We start from the raw sequence: 13,200 nt of genomic DNA on the forward strand, positions 1-13,200 counted from the left end.
ATTAATAATTGTAATCATTTACCAGTTTACCATTGCTCCCATCGAGAAAAATCTGCCAGATGGGCCAGTACTGTCGGGTATTCGGATCGCCGGTGTAGAGCGACTCAATCTTGGTATCTGCCAGTTCGGTCCAGTCCTTCAGCGTATAGCCCGACGGGGCACTGCCTGACTCGCCGCGATTTAATCCATACACCACCAGCGTTTCCTTATCTGCTGCGTATGTGAAATACAACGCGCCAGGTACATCTGCATAGTCACCTGTTTTATCCTGGAGTGCATGCATGTCGGCTTTTGCTTCGTCGAGCTTCGTTTTCAGCAGGTTCCAACGAATCAGGGCCTGCTTGCGCTCCATTTCGCCGGCGAACTCAAACTTATGCTCTTCTACCAGGGCTTTAAACATATCCTCTTTTGTATTCAGCGCGTTGATGTAGGCATCTACCTTTGTTGGCCAGTCACTTGCAACAAAGGCGCGTTGACGAATCTGCTTCAGGTAGGGCGCGGCGGCAGCGGGACCATCCAATTCATTGGCTGTTTCAGCAGCCATGAACAATATCTCAGCATAGCGCATGTAGAGCTTGTTCACGCCGTCGTCGTTCGTGGATGTAACGTGGCGGCCCATCCATTCGTAACGGTATTTGCCAAAGAACCATGTATTGAGGTTTACCAATTCCTGCCTGGCAAATTTGGTGTCTTTGTCTGCCGTTCCGTATTGATACGGGACACAGGTAATGTCACGTCGTGTGTCTTTGAGGTCATAATCGTAAAACAGCGAGGGCACGGGACCAGCCTGCCCACCACGCGCCTGGTCGGTATGCTGATCTGCGCTCAGGTGGCGTACAGCAAAGGTAAACAGCATCCGTCCCCGGCCATCTGCAAACGGCAGCTCCCACAGTGTTTCGCCGCCAGCGGTTACGTTGTCCTGGTTGTTTTTCTTGAACACTGTCTCAAACAGCGGCTCCAACATGGCCGTACCGCTGTTGATCACGTCCTCGCACTCCTGGCGCGCGATGGGGTATAACGTGGAGACGGAAAGTGCCGGGTCGGTGCTTCTGTGAATACCATCCGGATATTGCGAATAGCCACTGGCCGCCAGACAAAGGCGGGCGCGGAGTCCTTTCACAAAGGCTTTGTTGATGCGCTCGACACTGGATGTAGCAGTAGTTTCATTGGGCCAGGGCACCAGCGTTGCGGCTTCTTCCAGGTCGGCGAGAAGCTGCTTATAGATCACGTCGCGGCTTGACTTCGGCAGGTATATGGTTTCCGTGGTGATCGGCTCAAAGCGTGCTACCACGTCGCCCCATGTTTTGACCAGGTCTGCGTATATAATCGCCCGCAATGTTAATGACTCACCCAATAGATAGCCCAATTCGGTACCGGGCAGCGGATCGCCATATAAACGAAGACCGCGAATACATAGATTTGCCCGTTCGATGCCGGCGTACATCATGGCCCATGCATTGTTCTCTGTGTTCATGTTGGTATTATTAGGTTTGGCATTATATACCGCCAGGTCGGCATTCTCACCCGCTGTCTGGGACGAGTTATACCACTCCACATCGGTGTTCATGCCATACCAGGGCAGGAAACGGCCGCGGTAGGAGTTCGTTTCGCCTAAGGGAACCTTGATGCCATCCACGGCCCCCCTGGCCAGGTCAGGATCTGAAAAGATGACCGACTCTCCAAGAGATGATTTCGTGGGTGTTTCCAGGTAATCGCTACACGATGTGCCCACGAGCCCGACGATCGCCACGGAAATGGTATAGAGTGTTTTTTGTATCATTGATTTCATGGCTTAGAAGTTAAGGTTCAAACCAAAAACGAGCTGTCTGCTGCGGGGATACGCGGAGTAGTCAACGCCGGGTGTAACCGCGTAATTCCTTCGTGTCGACACTTCGGGATCAAATCCGCTGTAGTTGGTGAGTATAAACACATTGTAGGCCGTGGCGAAAAGGCGCAAGCTTTGAATGTGCACGCGACTGGTGAACGACGAGGGAACGGTATAGCCCAGTGTCAGCGTATTCAGTCGCAGAAACGAGCCATCTTCTACCGCCCAGTCGCTGAACACATAGCGGGCCATGTAGGGTGACCACATCGTGGTATTGGCATTGAGGGCTGCCAGCGCCGTTGGATCTGTTACACGACTGCCGGTATTCGGGTCGATGTTCGTCCAGCGCTTGCCATCGGCCATGATCGCGCTGAGATTTCTGTACTGATAGCGTGGTGTGGACGATGTATATTCAATCTTATTGGCGTTGTAAATGTCATTGCCATAGCTCCAGCTGACGGCGGCCGACAAATCAAATCCGTAGGCATAACCGTTCAGGATGATACCGCCGGTGTGCTTGGGGTTAGCGTTACCGATAATTACGCGATCTTCGGCTTTCACGGCGCCATCGCCGGTGTTGTCTTTCAATTTCATCATGCCCGGGGCAGCCGCGCCGACAACGTCGGTTGCCGTTACCACGCCCTCTTTGGGAATCCAGGCTTTTTTGGTGACATCGTAACCTTCAAAATCAGACACTTCGTACCGACCGTCGGACAGGTAGCCGTACATCATGCCCACGGGCTGTCCTGTCTCCACCATATAGTCGTCGCCGATCTCGGTCGAGGCCCAGTTTGTATTCCGGCCAAAGTTATTCATCATTTCCAGTGACTTGACCTTGTTCCGGTTGAAGCTTACGTTGACGCTTACATCGAACCCATAATTTTGTTTCTCTACTACGATGTATTTCATCGAGGCCTCAAGTCCTTTATTTTCGGTTTCGCCCAGGTTTCGGTACTGGCTGGTGTAGCCCGTTCCCGGCACGGGAAACTCTACCAGCAGGCCTGTCGTGTTGTTCAGGTATACATCGAATGTACCCGTGACACGCCCCTGCAGGGTGCTGAAGTCCAACCCGATGTTGCGGGTATTTGTCTCTTCCCAACGCAGATCAGGATTGGCCAGTATTTTTGACGGAGCCCAATAACTCGTGAAACCGCTCATCCATGTATTGACGCTTGATTCGAAAGTTTGCGCCGTCTGCCCAACCGGAATATTATTATTACCGGCTATTCCATAGCTCACCCGGAGCTTCAACTGATCGAGCCAGCCACTGGTACCCGCCATAAACTCTTCGCTTGAGATTTTCCAGGCGGCGGCGGCAGAAGGAAAGTATCCCCAACTGTTGTCACCGAGAAAGCGGCTGGATCCGTCAGCACGGTATGTGGCCGAGAGCAGATACTTGCCTTTAAATTCATAGTTGGCACGACCGAAGAGCGAAAACAGGTTGTCATCGGGACTTAAAAAGTTGTTCGTACTCTGCGACTTTCCTTGTGTGGTGAGCTTAAATGCCTGGCTGGCGTTGAACAATGTCGGGAAGCCATGTACGACGGAGGCAAAGGCTGAGTTCTTTGTATGGATCATTTCCTGGCCTACTAACAGATTCAGGTTATGATCCTGCCCGAGCAGGCCTTTGAAGTTATAGTTCAGGGTGTTGGCATTTCTAAACCGTTGCTGCTCGGTCTGCGTCATAATAACAGCCGGATGATTTTGGTTTTCGCTGGTGGGCGTATTTTGCACGTAATACGTCGTCAACCCATAAAACCTGTTGTCGCGGGTGCGTACATTATCCAAGCCAATTTCTGACCGGAACTGCAGGTTATCAATTATATTCCACGATACGCTGCCCACCATATTATAGTTTTTGCGGTTTTGCTCACGATCGTTGTCGTTGGTAGCGACGATGGGATTGATCATATAACTGGCTATTTCTTCGTTGGTGTCGTCGGTTGTGATACCACCTAACGGAATAGGCGCATAGGTTACGGCATGCTTCAGGCGGGAGTCAGACGCAGAAGCTTCGTTTTGTTCGTTCGTACCGCCGCCATTAATTTTTGTATCTGAATAGCGCAGGGAAAACATGATTTCGACAGGCTCTACGGGCTTGCTATTAAACTTCATGGTGAGGTTATTCCGCTGGAAGTCGGAGCCGATCATGATCGCCTTTTCGTCGTATAACGCATAGTTGGCGGAGTAAGAGAATTTATCGCCGCCGCCGCGTACGCTGAGATCGTGGCTAAAGACGTGACCGGTACGACCGTACACCTGCTCTTGCCAATTGTTACCTTTCATGCCGTTAAACAAGTCGCGGTCGGCCCACGTGCCGAAGTAATCTTCGTACGACGCCAGGCCTTTCGGATCATTTTTCAGTACCGCATATTCGTATTGCCATTTAACATAGTCTTCTACGGGCAGTACGTCCAACGTTTTGGCGATGCGCTTGGCGCCGTAAAAGGTATTGTAGCTCACGGAGACTTTACCGGGCTTGCCGCTCTTAGTAGTTATAATGATTACGCCGTTGGCCCCACGTGATCCGTAGATGGCGGTGGAAGAGGCGTCTTTCAACACATCAATCGATTGGATGTCGGAAGGAGAAATGTCTGAGATAGCATTAACCTGAAACCCATCGACAATATAAAGCGGACTATTATCCTGTGTAATGGAACCCCCTCCGCGCACCCTGATTCGAATGTTAGCATCAGGAGAGCCTTCTGCGGAGGACACTTGCACACCTGCCAGGCGCCCCGTTAACGTCTCGGCTACATTTGAAACAGGAACTTTACGCAGGGCATCGCCGGTGACGGAAACAATAGAGCCTGTCAGATCGGATTTCTTGGCGGTACCGTAACCGATAACGACTACTTCGTCTAACTGACTAACGTCGTGGTCCAGCACAACGTCCAGGAAGGTTTGATTGCCGACCTCTACGTCTTTTACGGCCATGCCGATGAAGGTAAATGTCAGCACTGCGCCGGGTGACACGGAGAGGGAAAACTTGCCGTCGACGTCGGAAGTCGTGCCGTTGCTGGTGCCTTTTTCAAAGATCGAAACGCCGGGCATTTGCACGCCGTCGGTGTCTTTGACCGTTCCCGTCACGACCTTGTTCTGTGCGTTGCCGTGCAAGGTTACGACAAGGCACAACAGGATAAGACCGGAACCCCTCGACACCCATCGCTTAACATGTGGATATGGATTCATATAGGTTAGATTGGTTGAAAATTGGGTGAAATACGCATCATTATGCGCAATCGATTGCATATTTACGATTCCGATCAGACATTTCAAACAAACAATTACTATTTATGCAAACGATCGATAAACGTATATTTGGCCTATTCAGTCGCTCTTTTGATCCTGATACCTCTTTGTAATAGTGTGTGTGCGGAACCACGGGTATTTATGCGCAACCGATTACGCAGTCTGCCAAATATGTATTCCCGGCTTAACGCTCGCGCGGCAGCGGGCCCTGGATGGAGGAATTCCCTGCGTATGGGCGCGCAATATGACAGGGTTTCGACACGGGTCTGCCCCTTCGGGCGGGTTACAACGACAACCTGTGCTGGCAATCTTGGGATTAGTATGATATAATAGCCGGCTACGGATCAAATTACTGACTGTCGTTCCAGAAACGACTTGCTGGATTTCTCCTGCTGGAGCAATAGCTCCCCTAATTTGATTCTTCCTTCGGGGCCGTTTTGTACGATGTAGCTCAATTCTGGAAGCGTCAAGAGCTTTACGTTGACCATGCGTATATTTTCTATGCTTAACTGAACCCTGGAAGGAATGGTGGCTGATGGCAGTCCGATGAGTACGCCTATGCGCCCCTCCTCGTTGACAAGTTCTTCGGGTACGCCGTTACAGTCGTAGAGCTCAGTCGAAATATAGGTATACTCTTCGATGATGCCTACAATGTTTGGATTGCTGGCGGCTTGTTGCGCCATCTGATATAACACCTGGAACTGCCAGGAACTTTGGAACGCCTGGAAATCTTCGATCACCTCGTCGCACTCCAGGTAAAATTCACAGCCTATCCCGTTGTATGCCTGGTTGTTTGGATTAGCATCGAAGTCGCTGTAGGGATCACTCAATCCGTCGCTGGCGACGATGGTGCCTTGTGGTGTATCTATTTTTATAAAAGCCTGCCGGATGGAAGGCCAGGCAGGTCCGCCCATAAAGGCAGGGTTAATGAAATGCGCCACTACGTCTTCATGCACCTTGCCAATCCCGGCCCAAAATTCATTCCGTAACTTTACCGAGCGATCAAAGTGTTCTTCGTAGTTCATAATAGTCAATCGTAGCTATCCAAATCTACTTCAATTCTGTCGACTTAGCCACAGCCGGTCCGTGATTTTAGGTTCAGTTTTATTCTCGTTAATCCATTACCTCCTTATCCAAGATTTAGCTAAATCAATCCAAGATTTGGCTAAATCTGCGTTGGTACACTGCGCGATCTTTGTGTTGTAAAAAAACACAAACATGAAAGTATTTGTCACAGGAGCTACAGGCTTCATTGGTTCTGCCCTTGTTAGGGAATTAACAGATGCCGGCCATCAGGTATTGGGACTGGCGCGGTCAGAGGCTTCTGCTCAGGCGCTTCTCGCGGCAGGCGCCCAGGTTCACCGGGGCGATCTTGAAAATCTGGAAAGTTTAAAAAGAGGAGCCGCCACCGCAGATGGCGTGATCCATGCTGGTTTCGTTCATGATTTTTCTCGATTCAAAGAGGTGTGCGAGATAGATCGCCGCGCGATTGAAGCCATCGGCTCGGTGCTCGTTGGCTCGAACCGGCCATTCATTGTTACTTCTGGCACAGCGCTGGTCAGCCCAGGCCGCCTGGCCACCGAAAATATGGTCAGCGCACACGATCGGGAAAAGTTCCCGCGTGTTTCCGAAGATACAGGGCTGGCCTTCGTAGCGCAGGGTGTACGTGCTATGGTCATGAGGCTCTCTCCTTCCGTCCATGGTGAAGGCGACGTCCATGGTTTCGTGCCGATGTTCATCAACACGGCACGTGCAAAGGGTGTGGCTGCCTATATTGGCGAAGGCCTAAACTGCTGGAATGCCGTCCACCGTCTGGATGCTGTCCGACTCTACCGGTTAGCACTGGAGCGCGGCGAGGCAGGTGCGCGGTATCATGCTGTCGGCGACGAAGCGATTACGCTCAAAGCCATCACGGAGGCAATAGGCGCAAAACTCAACATGCCAGTGGCGTCTATCGCTCCGGAGCAAGCATCTGCTCACTTTGGAACGTTTGCTCATTTTGTCGGCATAGACTGTCCCGCCTCGAGCAAGATTACGCAGCAGCAATTAGGATGGCAGCCATCGCACGCGTCGCTTGCCGACGACCTGACTGGGAAAATTTACGTCAAATAATTGCGTTACCTTGTGGTAGCATGAACAAACAGGTCATACGCGTCAGGTCCATCAGCGAATTCCATGAACTTTTCAGGCTGCAAAAACCTGAGCATCCGCTTATCACGATCATCGACCTGGAGGCGCTGGGGCCGCCGGTGGAGGGTTCCTATAGTAGGGTGTTCGATTTTTATTCAATCTCCTTAAAGAAGAACTTTTACCTAAAAATGTTGTATGGACAACAGCCGCATGACTTTGACGAGGGTGTGCTGCATTTTATGGCACCGGGTCAGGTGCTAACAATACAGGTTGAAAAAGATTACGTACACAGCCCTTCCGGATGGATGATCTTATTCCATCCGGATCTGTTGTGGAATACACCGTTGGCCAAAACGATCAAACAATATGAATATTTCGGCTATGCAGCAAACGAGGCCTTGCATCTTTCCGACAAAGAAGAGACGATGATCACTGCCATTGCCAAAAGTATGCAACAAGAGTATCACAGTGCGATCGACAAGTTTAGCCAAAGCGTGATCATTGCACAGCTGGAGTTACTGCTAACCTATGGAGATCGATTTTATCAGCGCCAATTCATTACGCGCAAGATGTCCGGCCACGATATACTCAACCGACTGGAGGAATTGCTCGACCACCATTTTAATAGCGGTGCACTGATAGAAAAAGGGTTACCGACCGTTGTCGACATTGCCGAATCGCTACACATTACGCCCGACTATTTGAGCAGCCTGCTAAAATCACTGACCGGGCAAAGTACACAACAGCATTTGCACAATAAACTGATTGAATTGGCCAAAGAAAAACTATCTACCACTGACTTATCGATCAGTGAAATTGCCTATCAGCTGGGCTTCGAACACCTGGCTTCCTTCAGCAAACTTTTCAAGACAAAGACCAACCTCTCACCGTTGGAGTTTCGAAGATCGTTTAACTGAGCTAACTTCATTTTGCTCCCTGATTCTCCTCTAGCCACGCAACTAAATTTATTAGTCACGGTTCCGACGCTATGGAATTAACTTAAGTGAAAAAGCATTACGCGATTTCTGTGAAACTTTGCAGAAAATAAACTGAAATGGGATTATCAAATTTAGGCATTTTCCATACCGCAATCGGTATCATTGCCATTGGTGCAGCGTTAGTATCGTATGTTAAGTATCGAAAAATAAATCTCGCAGGTAAAAGTGGGATTATTTATTTCGTCGGAACGGTCATCACGTCTGTAACGGCGCTGGGTTTGAGCAAACATAGAGGCTTTAACCCAGGACATCTGTTTTCGTTGCTGGTACTTGTGCTCGTACTGGTAGCTTTGTTTCTTTACGCACAAAAGAAAGGAAACACTAAAGCACGCTATTTTGAGACCTTTTGCCTCTCGTTCAGCTTTTTCCTTTCTTTGGTTCCCACTGTAAACGAAACATTCACCCGGGTTCCAGTCGGCAACCCGTTAGCCAAAGATGCAAGCGACCCATTGATTGGTAAGACCTTGCTTGTCCTTCTCGTTCTATTTGTGGCTGGGGCTGTTTACCAGCTAATACAACAAAGAAAAATCAACAAAGGCTGACGCGCACTCCGCTCTGCCTATGGAAGGCAAACGTAAGATTACGTCGTATACCAAAAATTTTTACAGGGCTCATTGACAATAGCACATCCGTGAGCCTGCTGTATTAAAAAATATTTCAGAATTTTAACTTAAGTTAAAATCAGGCCGCGGGTGATTGACGAAATTCGTTCTGTTTTGCCCGCTATTTACAAACTGATACGACAATCAAATGGATAACAAAAATGAAACCTTATCCCAGTATCTGAGAAATTTCGCAGCAATGGCAGAGGAGGACATCAACAAGGGTCTGCCATTCTGGAAATCCCGGAAAATCAACAAAGGCGACTTCTTCAACATGCAAAGCATGGTTTGCAGCGACCTGGGACTGGTGGTGAAGGGAATATTCCGTATTTATTATCATGACCAGGATAAGCAAGAGGATAAAAACCTCTTCTTCTTTTCAGAAAATCAATTTGTTGTGTCCTTCCGGAGTTTCATTTCACGCAATCCTTGCTGGTACTTTATAGAAGCCATGGAAGATTCTGAAATCGTATCCATTTCGTATAACGATCTGAATGGCCTTTACGACTCCAATCCCAACTGGAGTAAATTTGGTAGGTTGCTAGCCGAGTTATTCTTTTCCTACGCGCAAACACGTACCGAAGAATTTGTTTTCTTTTCGCATGAACAGCGTTACATCCGGTTATTAGAAGAACATCCGAATATCGTAGAGCGCATTCCGGCCTATCATATTTCATCTTACCTGGGCATCACTAATCCTTCACTGAGCCGGATCAGGAAGCGTATACAGCGTTAGAGTTACGCCGCTATTGCGTTTTAGGGACACTCGTATATAAAGGTTTGTGTAAATGTGTATTCTCCCGACGCATTTTTGTTAGTATTCGTCCGCTTTGTCGGGTAGCCATTTTCATTGTACTCATACGTCATGGTTCGGGCGTATTGCGCGGGATTGCCTTCGTTGAGGACATAGTCCAGGGGATTATTCTTGCTTAGGGCCGTCAGAATTGGCTCGGGATCGTAGTTGTTCCACGCGAAATTATTCATCAGGAACTTCCAGTTTACGATGCCGGCATACGGGGTGGGTTTATTGTCGTATGCCTCTACGCTCACTGTCGAGCCGGTACCTGCCGGACTGGTTGTAATTTCGTAGTACAAGCCGGTGACATTGTCCTGATCGTTGTAATAAATATGCAGGTCCCATTCCAGGTCGCCATTGACATGGCCGGTTTGCTCCCTTACCCGTTCCAGACGGCCATGGGCATCATAGAAGAAAAAGAGTGTCATATAGTCCTGACTTATTTCATTGTCGATGCTAATGGATACCGAGACGGTTGTAGGTTTCGCGTCGATCAGCTTGCCGCCGCCATATTCGTACCCCTGCGTGACGTCTTGCGTGGCCGACGAAGGAACGGTGGCATATTTTACGATGTTGTCAGAAATATCGCCAACGTGGCTTAAGGTTCCGTAGACATTGAATCGATTGATGCGCGTGATCTGGCCCTGGACATTGTATTCATATGTCCACGATTTCTCGTTGCCGGATAACGTCGTTGCTTCGCCGGTAAGCGCGCACACGGCACCCGCCGGTGTGGGGGTAGAATCTTTATCGTCCTTACAAGCGGCCGAAAAAAGGGCCAGTAGTGTAAAAAATAATACGCAAGATTGAGGGATTTTCATAGGGTCTTTGTCTTGGGGTACAAAACCCTAAAGCACGGGCATGTGCCTACCTTACGCAATGCCCTATTTGGGTATACAAGCCTGATTTCAGTATTTTGTGGTGTAACGGCCTCCCCTCTTATGACGACCAGCGACGAATCGTCGGCGACGATCATGTCATTCCTAAGGCAGATGGAAGGTACACTGTCGCCTATCTGGAGCGTGGTAAAATACTGGGCGCTCAAGACTCTCCAGATGGAAAGTACTCGCCGATTTTCCAATCGACAAGCTCTATGCCCTCTATCACCTTAACAAGTGACCGAAGCGGCAGGAGGTAAGTATTTGATTTCCAACACAAACCCTTGCCATTGAGGGATGTCGATGGCTTTTTGGGAAGTCTCTGATTTCAGCAACGTCACGGAAAATATACAGTATATTCCTGCCACTCGAAATTGGAAATTGCCAGGGGATGGATAACTTGTTGGAAATATTTTTTTTACCAGCAACAAATAAGAGAAATGGCAAACCACATCATTACCATTACAGGAATTGAGAGCAACAATGATCTGATACTGTCGGACGACGGATTAACCACGACAGAGGCCGGCGATACCGTAACATGGCTGATCAACGGCAATTCCGGCGTAGCCTCGATTACCGCCATCACCGAAATTGATGGAGTTGATGTATTCACCCCTAACCCCACCCCCCTGAATTCCACTTGCTGGGAGGGAAGCATTAATCCCGTTCCACCTGCCAGCGAAGTGACCGAAACCTATACCATCAATTACCTGAAAGTAGGCGACGCTACCATTTACACCTCCGACCCAAAAATCAGGGTAAATCCATAGCCAACTGCCATGCCCAGCAGAAGGATTGCGTACTCTTTTTTGTTTTTTCTCTCTTGTCTCGTTTGTTATGACGTTTCCGGTCAGAGTCAAAAATAGCGGACAGTCTGGCGAAGATTTACAAAAAAGGTACCCTGCAAGACACTGCAAAGTTAGAATTACTGAGGCACCTCGCGTTTAACGAGGTCAAAGACCTCAAACTGGCGCTACACTATGCTGAAGAGCTCATCAGCCAATCCGCTGCAACAGGCAACCACCTGTACCTGTTCAGAGGTTTTTTTCTGAAGGGCAATACCAAGAAGCTACTGGGCGATCTGGAAGAATCGTTGGAGGCCTATCTCAGAAGTATAGATGCCGCCCGTAAAGCTCAGAATTTTCAGGGTGAAGCAAATGCCTATGGGGCAATCGCCGGCATTTACAGTAGCGCCAGTAATCATCGTAACGCGATGATTTATTTCAACAAGGCTATTTCGATACTACGGCAATCGGATGATTCTGTTTCGTTGGCATCTGCCATCTTAAATGCCGGCGATGAATTCCTCACCATCAAGATTTATGACTCTGCATTACTGTACTTCAGGGAAGCAGAGATCATTTTCCAAAAGACCGACTACTTAATCGGAAAGGCCTATAGTTCGGGCAATATTGGTATGGTGCTCGCCAGTATGGGAGAAGACAACCTGGCCGAACAGAAAATAAAAGAGGCAACCCATATATTGGAGGAATTAGGAGACTATTATCCCGTTTGTGTCTATCTCCTTTCGATGTCGGATATACATCACCAAAAAGGTGATCAACCAGCAGCGTTGCATTACGCTACGAGAAGCCTGCTACTTGCCAAGCAATACGGGCTGAAAGAACAAATCAGTGAATCCAGTCTAAAGCTTTCAGAATTGTATATGCACGCCGGCAACGCCGACGAGTCTTTCAGGCACTACAAAAATCACATTGTTTACCGGGACAGCGTCAATAATCTGGAAGCCGTACAGAACATGGCGGATCTGCGCACGGAATATGAAATTTCTCAAAAGCAACTGGAGTTATTTGAGAAAGAAGAAATGCTGGCCAGAGAAAAATGGATTCGGAATGCGCTCATCGCTGCATTTTTCGTTATGATTTTTTTAGCGGCGCTAACGTATCGGAATTTCAAAAATCAACAACGAACGAATCAAAAAGTTACCGAGCAAAAAGAAGAGATCGAACGTAAAAACAAAGACTTAATCTCGCTAAACGAAGAAAAGAACAACTTGATTAGCATTGTGGCGCATGATTTAAAAAGTCCCGTCAACCAGATCAAAGGCATGATTTCATTGGTCAAGATGACCTGCAAGGTCGATGAAGAATCTGCTACTTACTTTGATATGATGGAGCAAAGTAGCGTACGTCTTAGCGATATGATCAACAAAATTCTGAATGTTGAAGCGATCGAGGCAACACAGCTGAATGTAATCCTCGAGCCGGTTAATTTTTCAGACGTCGTAAGGGCGAACGTGAATCGATCCATTGTGGAAGTAAGCCGAAAACAAATACAGATCCAGACCTCCCTCCCGGAAAATATCATAGTAAATTCCGACCTGCGCTATACCGACCAGGTTATTGATAATCTACTTTCGAATGCCATCAAATTTTCGCCACCGGGAAAGAATATCTATATTACAATTACCCATCACGACACGACGGCATTGTGCGAGATTCGGGACGAAGGGCCTGGCATAAGTGAAAGTGATAAGAAGAAGTTATTCAAAAAGTATCAGAAATTGAGTGCTACGCCAACGAGTAACGAATCGTCCACCGGCCTGGGGCTATCGATCGTAAAGAAATTTGTCGATGCAATGGGCGGGGAGATTTGGTGTGAAAGCGAGCCAGGAGACGGCGCAAGTTTTTTTGTCAGGCTCCTCACCTATCCCCGTCAGTGATTCTTGCCCATTAACTCGCCATTGAACAATTGG

General features: G+C 48.5%; 10 protein-coding genes. 6 read left to right on the forward strand and 4 right to left on the reverse strand.

The window, feature by feature from the left end; genetic code table 11:
* Nucleotide 1: 1 nt before the first annotated feature.
* From K7P01_RS06145 to K7P01_RS06155, 3 genes are all read right to left on the reverse strand, one after another.
* Nucleotides 2–1,789, reverse strand: a complete 1,788-nt coding sequence (locus K7P01_RS06145) for a RagB/SusD family nutrient uptake outer membrane protein (RefSeq protein WP_267290947.1) — start codon at nucleotides 1,787–1,789, stop codon at nucleotides 2–4.
* 3 nt (nucleotides 1,790–1,792) lie between these two features.
* Nucleotides 1,793–5,017: a SusC/RagA family TonB-linked outer membrane protein gene (locus K7P01_RS06150; RefSeq protein ID WP_267290949.1), complete on the reverse strand. Its 3,225-nt coding sequence runs from the start codon at nucleotides 5,015–5,017 to the stop codon at nucleotides 1,793–1,795.
* 404 nt (nucleotides 5,018–5,421) lie between these two features.
* On the reverse strand, nucleotides 5,422–6,102 hold the full coding sequence (locus tag K7P01_RS06155) for a hypothetical protein (RefSeq protein ID WP_267290951.1): 681 nt from the start codon (nucleotides 6,100–6,102) through the stop codon (nucleotides 5,422–5,424).
* Nucleotides 6,103–6,295: 193 nt separating this feature from the next.
* On the opposite strand from K7P01_RS06155, the gene K7P01_RS06160 reads away from it, so the two are divergent.
* The 4 genes from K7P01_RS06160 (at nucleotide 6,296) to K7P01_RS06175 (ending at nucleotide 9,543) form a co-directional block, all read left to right on the forward strand.
* Entirely contained in the window at nucleotides 6,296–7,189 is an 894-nt protein-coding gene (locus K7P01_RS06160; protein WP_267290953.1) for an SDR family oxidoreductase, read from the forward strand.
* A gap of 20 nt (nucleotides 7,190–7,209) precedes the next feature.
* Nucleotides 7,210–8,124, forward strand: a complete 915-nt coding sequence (locus K7P01_RS06165; protein ID WP_267290955.1) for a helix-turn-helix domain-containing protein — start codon at nucleotides 7,210–7,212, stop codon at nucleotides 8,122–8,124.
* A gap of 137 nt (nucleotides 8,125–8,261) precedes the next feature.
* Nucleotides 8,262–8,747: a hypothetical protein gene (locus tag K7P01_RS06170; RefSeq protein ID WP_267290957.1), complete on the forward strand. Its 486-nt coding sequence runs from the start codon at nucleotides 8,262–8,264 to the stop codon at nucleotides 8,745–8,747.
* A gap of 259 nt (nucleotides 8,748–9,006) precedes the next feature.
* The gene (locus K7P01_RS06175) at nucleotides 9,007–9,543 is read left to right on the forward strand and encodes a Crp/Fnr family transcriptional regulator (RefSeq protein ID WP_267290959.1); all 537 of its coding nucleotides are present in this window, start codon (nucleotides 9,007–9,009) and stop codon (nucleotides 9,541–9,543) included.
* 20 nt (nucleotides 9,544–9,563) lie between these two features.
* On the opposite strand, the gene K7P01_RS06180 is transcribed toward K7P01_RS06175, so the two are convergent.
* The gene (locus K7P01_RS06180; protein ID WP_267290961.1) at nucleotides 9,564–10,424 is read right to left on the reverse strand and encodes a hypothetical protein; all 861 of its coding nucleotides are present in this window, start codon (nucleotides 10,422–10,424) and stop codon (nucleotides 9,564–9,566) included.
* Between the two features lie 497 nt (nucleotides 10,425–10,921).
* On the opposite strand from K7P01_RS06180, the gene K7P01_RS06185 reads away from it, so the two are divergent.
* On the forward strand, nucleotides 10,922–11,254 hold the full coding sequence (locus tag K7P01_RS06185) for a hypothetical protein (protein WP_267290963.1): 333 nt from the start codon (nucleotides 10,922–10,924) through the stop codon (nucleotides 11,252–11,254).
* Nucleotides 11,255–11,577: 323 nt separating this feature from the next.
* Nucleotides 11,578–13,167, forward strand: a complete 1,590-nt coding sequence (locus tag K7P01_RS06190) for a tetratricopeptide repeat-containing sensor histidine kinase (protein WP_267290965.1) — start codon at nucleotides 11,578–11,580, stop codon at nucleotides 13,165–13,167.
* Nucleotides 13,168–13,200 lie beyond the last annotated feature (33 nt).

This window comes from Parachryseolinea silvisoli, from assembly GCF_021190955.1.
GTDB lineage: Bacteria > Bacteroidota > Bacteroidia > Cytophagales > Cyclobacteriaceae > Ohtaekwangia > Ohtaekwangia silvisoli.